This is a genomic window from Chromobacterium sp. ASV23 (genome assembly GCF_016428945.1).
GTDB lineage: Bacteria > Pseudomonadota > Gammaproteobacteria > Burkholderiales > Chromobacteriaceae > Chromobacterium > Chromobacterium sinusclupearum.
Genome location: NZ_JAELTR010000078.1, coordinates 1 through 13,574, shown reverse-complemented (window position 1 = coordinate 13,574; position 13,574 = coordinate 1). Strand labels below are relative to the sequence as shown.

Genomic DNA, 13,574 nt, shown 5'->3' with positions numbered 1-13,574 from the left:
TGGCGGAGTCTCGTGGGCTCGGAGATGTGTATAAGAGACAGTGGCGGTGGTGGTGTAGGTGGGGGCGGCGGTGGTCGGCACAATGAAGTCGAAGCAATGATGTCAGAAGCGTAGATTTCTTAATAGTGGCTTTGCAAGCCGTTGGCATGCAAAGCCATTGCAGGGTGGCATAAAATGTGGATACAGATGGTGGTTTCAATTTTATTTTTAATTGCTGTTGCATATGGCGTATATATTGAGATGGTGCGCAGAGATGGAATCGCACGAGGCATGGCTGTTGATTGGCTACAAAATAACCATCCTGGCTGTATTGTAAAGTCTATAACGTCAAACAAGATGGTTTGGCCCGTTAGAGTTGTTATGCAAGTGCATACGCCGAAAAATGAGAACTTTGAAATTAAGGTTCGAGTAGGTGATTTTTTTGGTGGTATTTTTGGTGATAGAATTGAAGTTGTGTATATCAGGAAAATAAAGCCAAAAAATTGAGTGGATGATTGTGTTTCTGCTTATGCATTAATTCGTGATTGAATGATCAATTTAGCCGCCTTGATCGGCTTTTTTTGAGATAAGCCATGACTGTAACAACCGAAAAAATCGCCGTCATGCTGGGCTATGTGTAGATGTGCGAGCCCAGCTTCTTGGACTTACGCCATGATGCCCCCCATTGCGCAAGCCCTGATGGAATAAGACTAACGCCTCGCAATATCCGTAAAATAAAACTTGTCCAGACGATGCCGCGACTCGGTGTATTCGAATAGCCGTCCGTCGTAGAGGTGGGTCAGGTTTTTGACCACGATCACGTGGTCCATGCCGTTCAGGTCCAGGTAGCGGCGGTCGTCGTCGCTGCAAGGCTGGGCCTCGATGATGCGCTGGGCATAGCTGATGGTCAGCCCCAGCTCCTGCTCGATGTAGCGGTAGATGGAGCCGGCGGCGATGTCTTCGGTCAGGCCGGGGATCAGCTCGGCGACGAAGTGATTGACGTCCAGGATCACGTTTTCGCCGTCGATATTGCGCACCCGCTTGATCCTGACCATCTCCTCGCCTTGCGGCAAGCCGGTGGCCTGAGCCAGCGCGGCGTCCACCGGCGCGCGCGCCAGTTCCGCCACGCGCGAGGCCACCTGGCGGCCCATGCGCTCATTCATTTCCTGAAAGCTGACGATGCCGCTGAGGTGGAATTCGATATTGCCCGGCTTGAGCACGAACATGCCCTTGCCGTGGATTTTCTGCACGTAGCCGCGCTCCTGCAGCATGTCCACCGCCTTGCGCACGGTGCCGCGGCTGGCCTCGTAGTGGTGCATCAGTTCGGATTCGGATGGGATCTTGTCGCCCTGGGCGTATCGCTGGTTATCGATATCGGCGGCGATATCGGCATAAATCTGGTGATATTTGTTCACGTTCTTGTCTTTGAATCGCGCGGCCCCTCGCGCCAAGCGCCCACCTTAGCAAGATGGCCGCGCCGCGGCAAACCGCCTTAGACCTGCTAACAAAACCCCTGATCCTGCGTTGCGCCTCCTTGCCGTACTCAAGTACTGTCTGCGTCGGCGCGCCTTGGCTCAGGTTCTCTAACGAGGTTTTGTGAGCGGCTCTTAGTCCCAATAGCCGGGCGCCGCATAAGCCGCCCGCAGATGATCGATGAAATGGCGCACGCGCGCCGGCAAAAAGCGCCGCTGCGGCAGCACGGCGTAGACCGGGTAATCCGGCGAGGCGTAATCATCCAGCACCGTCACCAGCCGCCCCTTGGACAAGTCATCCTTGACCTCCCACAGAGACCGCCAGGCCAGGCCCAGACCATGCAAGGCCCAGTCATGCAATACCGCGCCGTCATTGCACTCCAGCGCGCCGCTGACTTTCAGATTCACCGGTTTGCCATCACGCACAAAGCTCCAGCCTCGGCTCTGGCTTTCGCCCAACGACAAACATTGATGATGCTGCAAATCCTCCAGCGCGCGCGGCGTGCCGTGAGCGGCCAGATACGCCGGCGCGGCCACCACCACGCGGCGGTTCTCCGCCAGGCGGATGGCCACCAGGCTGGAATCGGCCAGGTCGGAGATGCGGATGGCGCAGTCGATGCGATCGCGCTGCAAGTCCACCAATCTATCGGACAGGTCCAAAGTGACCTTCACTTCCGGATGCAGGCGCTGAAACGCCGCAACGTGCGGCGCTACGTGGCGGCGGCCGAAACCGGCCGGGGCGGACAAGCGCAGATGGCCGCGCGCCTTGCCGCTGCCGGACGCCACCGCCGCCTCGGCCTCTGTCAGATCGGCCAGGATGCGCTGGCAATCTTCATAGAAAGCCTCGCCCTCCTGCGTCGGCGCCACGCTGCGCGTGGTGCGCACCAAGAGGCGCACGCCCAGCCGCTCCTCCAGCGCGTCCAGCCGCCGTCCCACCATGGCAGGCACCACGCCCAGCTGCCGCGCCGCCGCCGACTGGCTGCCCAGGCCCACCACGGCGACAAAGGTTTCCAGCTGCTTCAGCTCGCTCATTGGCTACCTAAAAGTAAAAAATGTTATGCAAATCACGCCATTTCTTTTTACTCGCGTGCCGAATAGACTGTCAATCATTGCATTGCAGCAATTCTCTTACCCTTACCGCTATCCAAGGAGCGCGCGCATGGCAGCCAATCTTCCGCAGGGCGTGGAAATCCTCGCCGATGTCACCCCGGCTTACGCCGAAATCCTCACCCCCGAGGCTTTGGCTTTCGTCGCCAAGCTGCACCGCCGCTTCGAGGCCACGCGCCGCGAGCGCATGGCAGCCCGCGTGGCGCGCCAGGCGGAGCTGGACTCCGGCAAGCTGCCGGACTTCCTGCCCCAAACCGCCGCCGTGCGCGCCGGCGACTGGAAAATCGCCCCGCTGCCGGCGGACCTGTTGGACCGCCGCGTGGAAATCACCGGCCCGGTGGAGCGCAAGATGATGATCAACGCGCTGAATTCCGGCGCCAAGAGCTTCATGGCGGACTTCGAGGACTCCAACTGCCCGAGCTGGGACAACCAGATCAACGGCCAGATCAACGTACGCGACGCCTACCGCAAGACCATTTCCTACACCAGTCCGGAAGGCAAGCAGTACCAGCTCAACGACAGCTTCGCCACCCTGCTGCTGCGTCCGCGCGGCTGGCACCTGATGGAAAAGCACGTCAAGGTGGACGGCGAGAGCGTGTCCGGCAGCCTGTTCGACTTCGGCCTGTCCTTCTTCCACAACATCCATTACCTGCGCGAACACGGCAGCGCCACCTATTACTATTTGCCCAAGATGGAAAGCCATCTGGAAGCGCGGCTGTGGAACGATGTGTTCGTGTTCGCCCAGAACGAGCTGAACGTCCCGCAAGGCACGATCAAGGCCACGGTGCTGATCGAGACCATCCTCGCCGCCTTCGAGATGGATGAAATCCTGTACGAACTGCGCGAGCACTCCGCCGGCCTGAATGCCGGCCGCTGGGACTACATCTTCAGCTGCATCAAGAAGTTCAAGCAGAACCGCGACTTCTGCCTGGCCAACCGCGCCCAGATCACCATGACTGTGCCCTTCATGCGCGCCTACGCCCTGTTGCTGCTGAAGACCTGCCACCACCGCCAGGCCCCGGCCATAGGCGGCATGGCGGCGCTGATTCCGATCAAGAACGACGCAGCGGCCAATGAAAAGGCGCTGGCCGGCGTCAAAGCCGACAAGGACCGCGATGCCACCGACGGCTACGACGGCGGCTGGGTGGCCCACCCGGGCCTGGTGTCGATTGCTGACGCCGCTTTCAGCGCCGTGCTGGGCGACGCACCCAACCAGATATCGAAGCAGCGCCCGGACGTACAGGTCAGCGCTGCCGATCTCTTGAACTTCCAGCCGGAAGCGCCGATCACCGAGGCCGGCCTGGCCATGAACATCAACGTCGGCATTCAGTATCTGGGCGCCTGGATCTCCGGCAACGGCTGCGTGCCCATCCACAACCTGATGGAAGACGCCGCCACCGCCGAGATTTCGCGCTCGCAGATCTGGCAATGGATACGCTCGCCCAAGGGCGTGCTGGACGACGGCCGCAAGGTCACAGTCGAGCTGTTCCGCGCGCTGCAGGCCCAGGAAGTGGCCAAGCTGAAGTCCGAATACGGCAACCGCTGGACGCAACAGTATGACGACGCGGCCAAGATGTTCGACCTGCTGACCACCTCGGACGACTTCGTCGAATTCCTGACGCTGCCGGGCTACGAATACATCGCCTGACCGCCAGCCATGGCTTGCCAAACGGCCCAAATGCGGCCGTTTGGCATTTTTCATCGACAATGAAAATGCCACACAGCATGGAACCGGCGCTTGCCAAGCAGATCGAAGCGGAGTCTACTTTCCGCCATCCATCCGCTCAGGAGCCGAAATGAAAAAATCCCGCATCAAACCCATGCTGATGTGCTGCCTGTTGGCTGGCGCGGCGCCGTTCGCCGCCGCTGACGGCATCCAGCTCAATCTATCCGCCAATGCGCAGCGCGAAGTCCCTAACGACGAGATCTCCGCCACGCTGTATGTGCAACAAAGCAACAGTCAAGCGGCAGTTCTGGCGGACAGGTTGAACAAGATCACCGCCAGCGGCCTGGCACAGGGCAAAACATACAAGGAAGTCCAGCTTTCCAGCGGCAGCTACAACACCTGGCCCAGCTATGACAAGAACGGCAAGATCAACGGCTGGCAAGGCCGTTCGGAAATCCAGCTGAAGAGCCGCAACTTCAGCCAGGCGGCAGAACTGATCGCCAAGCTGCAGCAAACCATGCTGTTGCAGGGCGTGCAATTCGGCGTATCCGATCTGGCGCGGCGCGAGGCCGAGCAAGGCATGATTCCGGAGGCCATCGCCAGCCTGAAGAGCCAGGCCGAGATCGCCGCCAAGGCCCTGGGCAAGAGCGTGGTCAACATTCAGCAGCTGGACATCGGCCAGCAAAACCACGGCTTCAGGCCCCCGGTCATGATGATGAAGGCGGCGATGGCCGGCGCCGAAGCCAATGTCGCCCAGCCAGACCTGCAACCGGGCCAAAGCCAGCTGCAACTGCAAGTCAGCGGCAAGGTCGAACTCAAGTAAGGCTTTCAGCCCCGGCCGGCTTGCGCTAAAGTTAGGTGCTGGCCGCCCCGGGGGCCGGCAACCTCCCTGTCATCTCTCCATCGCCGAAAATGAAACTGATCGCCTCTTTGACCAGCCCCTATGCCCGCAAGGTGCGCATCGTGCTGGCTGAAAAGAAAATCGACTGCCCGCTCGAGGAAGATGTGCCCTGGAGCGACAACACCCGCGTGCCGGAGTACAACCCGCTGGGCAAGGTGCCCGTGCTGGAACTGGACGACGGCTCCACGCTGTATGACTCGCGGGTGATAGTCGAATATCTGGAAAACAGCTCGCCCGTGTCGCGCCTGCTGCCGCAGGACAACCGTCAGATCATCAATACCCGGCGCTGGGAGGCGCTGGCGGACGGCATCATCGACGCCATGGTGACCATCGTGCTGGAACATCGCCGCCCGCCTGAAAAGCAGATGGAGGAAGTGGTGGAGCGCCAGCGCGGCAAGATTCTGCGCGGCCTGGCCGCGCTGTCGGAAGACTTGGGCGAGAAGCCATGGTGCACCAGCCACGGCTACAGCCTGGCCGATATCGCCGTTGGCTGCTGCCTGGCTTATCTGGACTTCCGCGCGCCGGAAATCCAATGGCGCGCCGCCTATCCGAACCTGGACGGGCTGCTGCAGCGTTTGAACCAACGCCAGTCCTTCATCGACACCGAGCCGCCCGCAGCCTGATTTTTAACGGCTTCCGGCAAAGCGCCACCGGTAAGAACCGGTGGCGTTTTCATTTGCCGTATTCAGATCAAGCCGGCGGCGATATTGATCATCAACGCCAGCACGGTGGCATTGAAGAAGAAAGCCAGCACGCAATGCACGGTCCCGGTGCGGCGCTGACAAGAACTGGTGAAGCTGACGTCCGCGGTCTGGCCCGAGGTGCCGATGATGAAGGCAAAATACAGAAAATCGCTGTAGTCCGGCTGATCCGTGCCCGGAAACTCCAAGCCGCCGGACCCGCCGCGCGCCTCCTCGGCATAAAAGGCCCGCGCATAGTGCAAGGCGAACATCACATGGGTAAACGCCCAGGACGACAACAGCGTCAGCACCGCCAAACCGATATGGGTTGCGCGCTGCCAGCCGTGCATGTCCTTCACCACCGCCAACTCCATCACGATAGCGCTCAGGCTGGCCGCCGCTGCCAGGCACACCAGCAACAGCACCAGCCACTGCCCTTCATCCTCTAATCTGGCCCAATGCCTCACCGACTGGCGGCGCGGCCCGAACATCATGCCGCCGGCCAAGGCCAGATACAGCCAGGCGCCGGCGTTCCAGCCGACGATGTAGCGAGTGACATCATGCATCTCGACGACATAAGGCAGGATCAGGATGACCAACATGCCGAACAACGCCGACCAGCTCAAGCGGGGTCGGGCCAGCACAAGGCGGACAAATAGGGAACGACGGGCGATGGCGAACAGGGTCATGGGCTACTCTTGCTCCTTGATTGAGGTGGATGGAAGCGCCAGCGATGGACTCAAAAATCCCAATTGACATGTGCAATTTATAACAAATATTTATTTTTGTTTTTCCAAAAAACCGGGCACAATCCGCAAATCGACAAAACAGGACAACAGCATGAGCTCGGCATCTTACTCGCCCCAGCAGCCTGCGATGCTGAATGATGACGCCTTACTCGAGTCGGTTTGCCAAAGGCTGGCATGCCAAGATTTCTGCCTGCTTCCCGCGGATAGGACGCGTCAGCTGCTATTACAGGGCAATGCGTCGGCGCTGGATGACTGGGAAGCGTTCCATGATAGCTGGAACCACTTGCAGTTGGACAAATTCATGGCGGATGGCGGCCGCTACCGCAAACGGCTGCATGCCACGCTCAGCGCCCAGCCTGGCGCGCGCCACGCCCGCGCCGAGCCGCATCAGCCGCATTACCAGAGCCGCTTCTACAATCCGCTGAACGGCGGCGTGCCGCGCCACTACGAGCCGATACGCAACGAGATCCTGCTCGGCCACACCATGCAATCCGTGCTAAAGCTCGCTTGCAGCGTGTTCGGCAAGCTCTCGCCATACACGCCGTGGCACATCGAGGCGCACCAGTACCGGATCGAGGCGCGCAACCGCCTGTCTGGCAAACCCACCCCGGAAGGCATACATCGCGACGGCATGCAGTTTCTGTTGATCATGATGGTGGGCCGGCACAATCTGGTGAACGGCGCCACCGAACTGTACAACTTGGAACATGAGCCGCTGGCCGAGTTCACGCTGACCGACCCGCTGGACCTGGTTCTCATCAACGACGAACGGGTGCTGCACGGGGTGACGCCGGTCGCGCAACTGGACCCCTCCCGCGATGGCATCCGCGATGTGCTGTTGCTGAGTTTTAGGCGGCGCTGACGCTGCCCTGCGCGCCGGATATCCAGACCGCGCAAACCGGCGTAAAGTGGCAATATCGCCCGCATGAGGAGGCCGCCATGCAAGATCATCCCGTCGCCCAGCTGATCGCCGCCGCCGACGCCGCGATCAACGCGCAAGACTTTGACCGGCTCATGGATTTCTACGCCGACGACGCCGTTCTGGTGATCCGCCCTGGACTCAACGCCTGCGGCAAAGAGCAGATCCGGCAAGCCTTTATTACCATCGCCGCCCATTTCAACCACAGCCTGCAAGTCAGCCAGGACGCCGTGCATATTCTGCACAGCGGCGCCAGCGCGCTGGCCTTGGCCAAAACCCGGTTGAAGGCGGATGAGCTGGACGAAATCACTCGCGACGCCACCTATGTCTTCGCTCAGGACACTGACGGCGCCTGGCGCTGCGCCATAGACAACTCCTACGGCCACCAATTGCTGGAGCCGCAGCAGTAAGCCAAAACTGACATGCGAATAGACAATGGCGGCGCAATGCGCGCCGCCATCGTAAAAGGCATGATGGTCCACCACCCGCCTGGCTGGGGTCAGATCAGGCCCTCATTGATTCCCAAAGCCTCCAGCAGCTGCTCCGGCGTGTCTGCCTTGGCGAAAGCCTGGCGCAGTTTGTTAAAGGCCTGGGCGGCATGATCGGGATGCTTGGCGAACGGCACTAGGCCGTCATAGCTCCATCCCGCCGCCGCCAGCGCTTGCTTGCGGAAATTCATGCCGTCGTTGCCGCCGCCTCCCATGGCCACCAGGGCCTGCTCCATCAGGACATGCGGCTGCGGCGTCCTGCTGAGGGTGACAAAATGTTTGCTGTGGACTTCGTCGAAGTGCATGGTTGCGTCCCCGTCGCTGCATGATCGTTTTATAGTTTTAGTTCTAACTGTTCTCATGTGCAGCAAAAAAGCCGAAACCAATGGTTTCGGCCTATACGACGCGGGCAAGCGATGAGGCAATCAGGACGTATGCGACTTCAACAAGACGTACAACTCGTCCTTCAGCTTCAGCTTTTCTTTCTTCAGCACTTCAATTTCCTGCTGAGTAGCGGAAACAATCCGTTCTTCCATGTTCTTGATCTGCTGATCCAACTGGTTGTGCAGGTCGAACAGCTTGGCGAAACGGGCATCTTCTGTCTTCAGGCGGGAAATCAGATCGCGGTATTCGGGAAACATCAGCAGCCTCCTGGGTGGGGTGGCGGCGCTGGCCGCGCCGGCTCATGACCCCATGCTAAAGGCAAATCCTTGCTGGCCGCTTGACCTGCCTCAGCTAAAGCGCCTCATTTCTGCGCGGCGGGCGCCGGAATATTCAGCAGCATGCCGCCGCCCTCCCCGCTGACCACGCCAGGCATCTGGCCATTCCATTTATCGATGTAGGCGCGCTGCAGCTTCAGCCTCTCCCAGGCCAGCAGCCTGTCGTCCAGCGACGAGGCCAGCGCGCGGTTGGCCGCTGCCTCGCCCTCGGCGATCGCCACCTTTTTCCTTGCCTCGGCCTGGGCCGCGCGCACTTCGTTTTCGGTGCGGATGGAGTCCTGGATCGCCTTGGTCTTGGCATTGACCGCGTTGGCCAGTTCCGGCGGCGGCCGGAGCGCCCCCACCAGGCCGAATTGCTGGATGGTCACGCCTATCGGCTGCGTGCGCCGGTTCAACTCCGCCGCCACGCGGTTCAGAAACTCTTCCTTCTTGACGCCGTTGATATCGTCAAAACTGTATTCGGAACCGATGGCCACCACGATATTGCGGGCGGTGTCTCGCAGATAGCCATGCGTCCAGTTGGAGATGTCGTCGGCGCGGAAACGGGTATAGAACTCCGGCACCTTGTCGGCGCGCAGCAGGTAGGACACCGCCACGTCTATCGCCACCGGCACCGAGTCCTTGGTATTGAAACTCAACTCCTCGTTAGCCGGACTGCCCTCGGTAGCCGACCGGGTCCATACCTCGCGCTGCACGAAGGTGGGGTACACCACCACCACGCTCTGGATGGGGTTGTAAAACACAAAGCCGGTGACCACGTTTTCCTTGCTGATGCCGCGGTCTACCAAACGGTTGATCTTGATGCCGGTATAGCCGGGATTGATCACGGTCCAGCTCAATATGGTCTTGTCCAATATATTGAACAATACGATCAAGCCCAGTGCGGCCACGCCAAGTTTCCACATCCATCCCTTCAACGCTTGCATGCCATCATCCCGATAAATGGGCAACGGTGCCGCCGGCGCCATCCGCCAGCCATCTGCCCATCACAGCATATGTCTTGCAAACAATTCAATGCAATATGGATAAACCGGGTTTGCGATGGTTGCCGCCCGAACGCATCTGTAATGGGCTAAATTGGCAACAGATGTCATCCAAGCGGCATCGACTGCGTTAACCCGCTTAACAAGAAGGTCAAAACACCAGGATGCCCCTCCATGCCCAGCCAGTCCCCTCCCAGAGAAACCCACGCCGCGGATTCGACATTCGGCGCCATTCGCCAGCGCCTGGACTACACGCTGGCGTTGCTAGGCATGCGCGGCAAGGGGCTGGCGCTGTTATCCGGGATGGCCGCCATCGTCTGGCTGGCTTCGGGCATCTATCGCGTGCAGCCCGACGAGCAAGGCGTGGTGCAGCGCTTCGGCCGCTGGACCGACACCACCTCGGCCGGCCTGCACTACCACCTGCCCTGGCCGATCGAAACCGTGCAGTTGCCAAAGGCCACCCAGATCAAGCAACTGAAGCTGGCCAATTTGTACGAAGGCTCGCCGCCGGACGCGGCCGACCCGCGCGAGAAACAGATGCTGACCGGCGACGAAAACATCGTCGAGGCCGATTGCGCGGTATTCTGGCGCATCAAGGACGCCGGCCAGTTCCTGTTCCGCACCAACAAGCCGGAAGAGGCGCTGCGCATCACCGCCGAAGGCGCCTTGCGCGAGGTGCTCTCGCACACTCCCATCCAGGCGGCGATGTCCAACCGCCGCCAGCAGGTGGCCGAGGAAACCCGCGGCCTGATCCAGCAAAGGCTGGATGCCCAGCAAGCCGGCATCCTGATCACCCAGGTGCAGCTGCAGCGGGTGGATCCGCCGGCGGCGGTGATCGACGCCTTCAACGATGTGCAGCGCGCCCGCGCCGACCAGGAGCGCGCCCGCAACGAGGCCCAGGCCTACAGCAACGACATCCTGCCCAAGGCGCGCGGCGAGGCGGAACGCATCCGCCAGGAGGCCGAGGCCTATCGCAGCCAGGTGGTCAATCTGGCGCAGGGCGAGGCCAAACGCTTTGATTCGGTGTACCAGACCTACGCCCAGGCCAAGGATGTGACCGCCTGGCGCCTATATCTGGAAAGCATGGACGAGATGCTCAAAAAGGCCAGCAAGGTGGTGATAGACGGCACCGGCAAGAACGGCGCCGGCGTGCTGCCGCTATTGCAGCTGCAGGACAAAGCCAAGGCCGGCAAGGAGAACCGCTGATGGACAAGCAATGGCGCGGGGTAGGCTGGGTGGCGGGCATCGCCGCCGTATGGCTGGCCTTGTCGGCGCAATACACGTTGAACGAGGGGCAGAAGGCGCTGGTGGTGCGGTTGGGCGCGCCGGTCAACGTGGACGGCGAGCCGGGACTGAAATTCAAGCTGCCGCTGATTGATAGCGTGCAGTATTACGATACCCGCCTGCAAATACTGGCGCCGCCGCCGGAGCAGATCATTCTGGGCGACGAGAAGCGGCTGGAAGTGGAAACCTATACCCGCTATCGCATCGCCGACACCCTGCGCTTCTACCAGGCGCTGCGCACCGAGGAGCAGGCGCGCGCGCAGCTGACGCAACTGGTCAGCACCTCGCTGCGGCGCGAGCTGGGCAAGGCGCCGCTGACCGACCTGCTGTCGCCGCGCCGCCGCAGCATTGTCGAACGCATCCAGCAGGAAGTGGTGGAACGCGCCCGGCCGATGGGCCTGGAAGTGACGGAAGTGCAACTGCACCGCGCCGACCTGCCCCTGGAAACCAGCCAGGCCATCTACGACCGCATGAAATCCGCCCGCCAACAGGAGGCGAAGGAATTGCGCGCCCAGGGCGCGGAATGGGCGCAGCAAATCCAGGCCAAGGCCGACCGCGACCGCACCGTGATCCTGTCCGAGGCGCAGCGCCAAAGCGCCATCACCCACGGCGAGGCCGACGCCGAGGCCGGCCGCATCCTGGCCCAGGCCTTCAGCCGCGATCCCAAGTTCTACAAGTTCTACCGCTCGCTGCAGACCTATCGCCAGTCGCTGGCGGACTCCGCGCCGGTGCTGGTGCTGTCGCCGGATTCGGCGCTGCTGCATGACCTGAAAAACGGCCCCGTGGGCGCCAAACCATGAGCGAAGCCAGCATGGCGCTGCCACCCAGCACACTACGCCGCTTGCGCCACCTGCTGGCGGCCGTCGGCCCCGGCCTGGTGGTGATGCTGGCCGACACCGAAACCGGCAGCGTGATCGCCGCCGCGCAGAGCGGCGCGCACTGGGGCTACCGCATGCTGCCGCTGCTCCTGCTGCTGATCCCCGTGCTGTACATGGCGCAGGAGCTGACGATACGGTTGGCGCTGGGCACCGGCAAGAGCTATGGCGAACTGGTGCGCCGGCGCTGGGGACGCCGCGCCGAACGGGCTTCCGCGGCCCTGCTGCTGACCAGTTGTCTGGGGGCGCTGGCCACCCAATTGAGCGGCCTGGCCGGCATAGCCCAGATCTTCGGCATTCCGGTCTGGCACAGCATAGGGCTCTTGTGCGCGCTGATTTTCATCATGGTGTGCACCGGCAGCTACCGCTCGGTGGAGCGCATCGCCATCGGCCTGGGCGTGTTCGAGCTGGCCTTCCTGGCCGAAGCGTGGCTGGCCCACCCCGCGCCCGGACAAATGCTGGCGCAGCTCAGCCAGCTGCCGCTGGCCAACCATGACTACCTGCTGCTCGCCGCCGCCAATATCGGCACCTGCATCATGCCGTGGACGCTGTGCTACCAACAGTCGGCCATGCTGGACAAGGGCCTGACGCTGGATGACCTGAAACCGGCGCGGCTGGATACGCTGCTCGGCGCCATTCTGTGCCAGGTCATCACCGCCGGCATCCTGATCGCCGCCGCGGTGGCCTTCGGCAACGGCGCCGGCGGCGAAACCCTGGACACCATCCCGCAGATCGCCGGCGGCTTCACCCGCCTGCTCGGCCCCACTGGCGGCAAGCTGCTGTTCGCGCTGGCCCTGTCCGGCGGCGCGCTGGTCGCCACCATCGTGGTTTGCCTCACCAGCGCCTGGACGCTGGGCGAGCTGGCCGGCAAACGCGAATCGCTGGAAAAGCACCCGCTGGAGGCGCCTTGGTTCTACGGCAGTTTCGCCGCCATGCTGATCGTCACCGGCGCGCTGGTGTCGTCCGGCGTGAATCTGGTCAAGCTGTCCATCGCCACCTCGGTGGCCAACGCGCTGCTGTTGCCGGTCATGCTGGCAGGCCTCTACTGGCTGGCCTGCCGCGAGCTGCCGCCGGCGCTGCAGCTGAGCCGGCGCTACCGGCTGGCGCTGGCGCCGCTCTTGCTGCTGGTGGCCGGCTTCAGCCTGTACGCCGGCATCGTCGGCAGCCTGGGCTAAAGGATAAAAATGGAACCCGACAGCCTCGCCCATGCCTTTGGCCTGACCTTTCAGGTGTCCTTCCTCGACCTGATTCTCAGCGGCGACAACGCGCTGGTGATCGCGTTGGCCTGCCGCTCGCTGCCGCCGGCGCTGCGCCGCCGCGCCGTCATGTGGGGCACCGGCTTCGCCATCGCGCTGCGGCTTGTCTTGGCCGCCCTGACCGGCGTGCTGCTGATGGTTCCGATGCTGAAGCTGATCGGCGCCGTCATCCTGCTGGTCATCGCCATGCAGCTGCTGCTGGGCGAAACCGACGGCGACGATGGATCGCAACTGGCGGAACAGGCCGGGCACAGCCAGCAATTGTGGAATGCGGTGATGCTGGTGGTGGGCGCCGATCTGGCGTTGAGCCTGGACAATGTGGTGGCGCTGGCCGCCGCCGCGCAGGGCAGCGTGCGGTTTCTGCTATTCGGCCTGATGCTCAGCGTGCCCCTGCTGATGTACGGCAGCCTGTTGCTGGCGCGGCTGATGGACGACTACCCGCTGCTGATCCCCGCCGGCGCGGCGGTGCTGGGCTGGCTGGCCGGCAGCTTGGCGG

General features: G+C 62.0%; 16 protein-coding genes. 10 read left to right on the top strand and 6 right to left on the bottom strand.

The window, feature by feature from the left end; all coding sequences use genetic code 11:
• Positions 1-174 precede the first annotated feature (174 nt).
• Entirely contained in the window at positions 175-486 is a 312-nt protein-coding gene (locus tag JHD59_RS20190) for a hypothetical protein (RefSeq protein ID WP_199155550.1), read from the top strand.
• Between the two features lie 203 nt (positions 487-689).
• On the opposite strand, the gene treR is transcribed toward JHD59_RS20190, so the two are convergent.
• Both treR and JHD59_RS20180 read right to left on the bottom strand, forming a co-directional pair.
• Entirely contained in the window at positions 690-1,394 is a 705-nt protein-coding gene (treR, locus tag JHD59_RS20185) for a trehalose operon repressor (RefSeq protein WP_199155549.1), read from the bottom strand.
• A 192-nt stretch (positions 1,395-1,586) separates the two neighbouring features.
• A complete protein-coding gene (locus tag JHD59_RS20180; protein WP_103318577.1) occupies positions 1,587-2,483 on the bottom strand; it encodes a LysR family transcriptional regulator in 897 nt (298 codons plus the stop codon).
• A gap of 127 nt (positions 2,484-2,610) precedes the next feature.
• On the opposite strand from JHD59_RS20180, the gene aceB reads away from it, so the two are divergent.
• From aceB to JHD59_RS20165, 3 genes are all read left to right on the top strand, one after another.
• Positions 2,611-4,206 (top strand): malate synthase A, encoded by a 1,596-nt coding sequence (gene aceB, locus JHD59_RS20175; protein WP_199155548.1) that lies wholly within the window; start codon positions 2,611-2,613, stop codon positions 4,204-4,206.
• Between the two features lie 148 nt (positions 4,207-4,354).
• Positions 4,355-5,047 (top strand): SIMPL domain-containing protein, encoded by a 693-nt coding sequence (locus JHD59_RS20170; protein ID WP_199155547.1) that lies wholly within the window; start codon positions 4,355-4,357, stop codon positions 5,045-5,047.
• A gap of 89 nt (positions 5,048-5,136) precedes the next feature.
• Positions 5,137-5,748 (top strand): glutathione S-transferase, encoded by a 612-nt coding sequence (locus tag JHD59_RS20165; RefSeq protein WP_103318582.1) that lies wholly within the window; start codon positions 5,137-5,139, stop codon positions 5,746-5,748.
• 62 nt (positions 5,749-5,810) lie between these two features.
• Here the strand turns inward: JHD59_RS20165 and JHD59_RS20160 are convergent, their stop codons facing one another.
• Positions 5,811-6,494: a DUF1345 domain-containing protein gene (locus JHD59_RS20160; RefSeq protein WP_233164423.1), complete on the bottom strand. Its 684-nt coding sequence runs from the start codon at positions 6,492-6,494 to the stop codon at positions 5,811-5,813.
• A 151-nt stretch (positions 6,495-6,645) separates the two neighbouring features.
• Here JHD59_RS20160 and JHD59_RS20155 point away from each other — a divergent pair, with 151 nt between their 5' ends.
• Entirely contained in the window at positions 6,646-7,416 is a 771-nt protein-coding gene (locus tag JHD59_RS20155; RefSeq protein WP_199155546.1) for a 2OG-Fe dioxygenase family protein, read from the top strand.
• Between the two features lie 77 nt (positions 7,417-7,493).
• Positions 7,494-7,883, top strand: coding sequence for an SgcJ/EcaC family oxidoreductase (locus JHD59_RS20150; protein ID WP_199155545.1), 390 nt, complete (start codon positions 7,494-7,496; stop codon positions 7,881-7,883).
• Between the two features lie 89 nt (positions 7,884-7,972).
• On the opposite strand, the gene JHD59_RS20145 is transcribed toward JHD59_RS20150, so the two are convergent.
• The 3 genes from JHD59_RS20145 to JHD59_RS20135 all read right to left on the bottom strand — a co-directional run bounded on the left by JHD59_RS20145 (position 7,973) and on the right by JHD59_RS20135 (position 9,606).
• A complete protein-coding gene (locus JHD59_RS20145; RefSeq protein ID WP_103318590.1) occupies positions 7,973-8,266 on the bottom strand; it encodes a hypothetical protein in 294 nt (97 codons plus the stop codon).
• A 120-nt stretch (positions 8,267-8,386) separates the two neighbouring features.
• Positions 8,387-8,602, bottom strand: coding sequence for a YdcH family protein (locus JHD59_RS20140; protein ID WP_103318591.1), 216 nt, complete (start codon positions 8,600-8,602; stop codon positions 8,387-8,389).
• Between the two features lie 104 nt (positions 8,603-8,706).
• Positions 8,707-9,606 (bottom strand): prohibitin family protein, encoded by a 900-nt coding sequence (locus JHD59_RS20135; protein ID WP_199155544.1) that lies wholly within the window; start codon positions 9,604-9,606, stop codon positions 8,707-8,709.
• Between the two features lie 231 nt (positions 9,607-9,837).
• Between JHD59_RS20135 and hflK the strand changes: the two genes are divergently transcribed.
• From hflK to JHD59_RS20115, 4 genes are all read left to right on the top strand, one after another.
• Positions 9,838-10,869, top strand: a complete 1,032-nt coding sequence (gene hflK, locus JHD59_RS20130; RefSeq protein ID WP_199155543.1) for an FtsH protease activity modulator HflK — start codon at positions 9,838-9,840, stop codon at positions 10,867-10,869.
• Positions 10,869-11,747, top strand: coding sequence for a protease modulator HflC (gene hflC, locus JHD59_RS20125; protein WP_199155542.1), 879 nt, complete (start codon positions 10,869-10,871; stop codon positions 11,745-11,747). Before hflK ends, hflC begins: the two co-directional genes overlap by 1 nt.
• Positions 11,744-12,997, top strand: coding sequence for an NRAMP family divalent metal transporter (locus tag JHD59_RS20120; RefSeq protein WP_199155541.1), 1,254 nt, complete (start codon positions 11,744-11,746; stop codon positions 12,995-12,997). The genes hflC and JHD59_RS20120 overlap by 4 nt, the downstream gene beginning before the upstream one ends.
• 9 nt (positions 12,998-13,006) lie before the next feature.
• A partial coding sequence (locus JHD59_RS20115) for a TerC family protein (RefSeq protein ID WP_199155540.1) occupies positions 13,007-13,574 on the top strand: 568 nt, incomplete at its 3' end.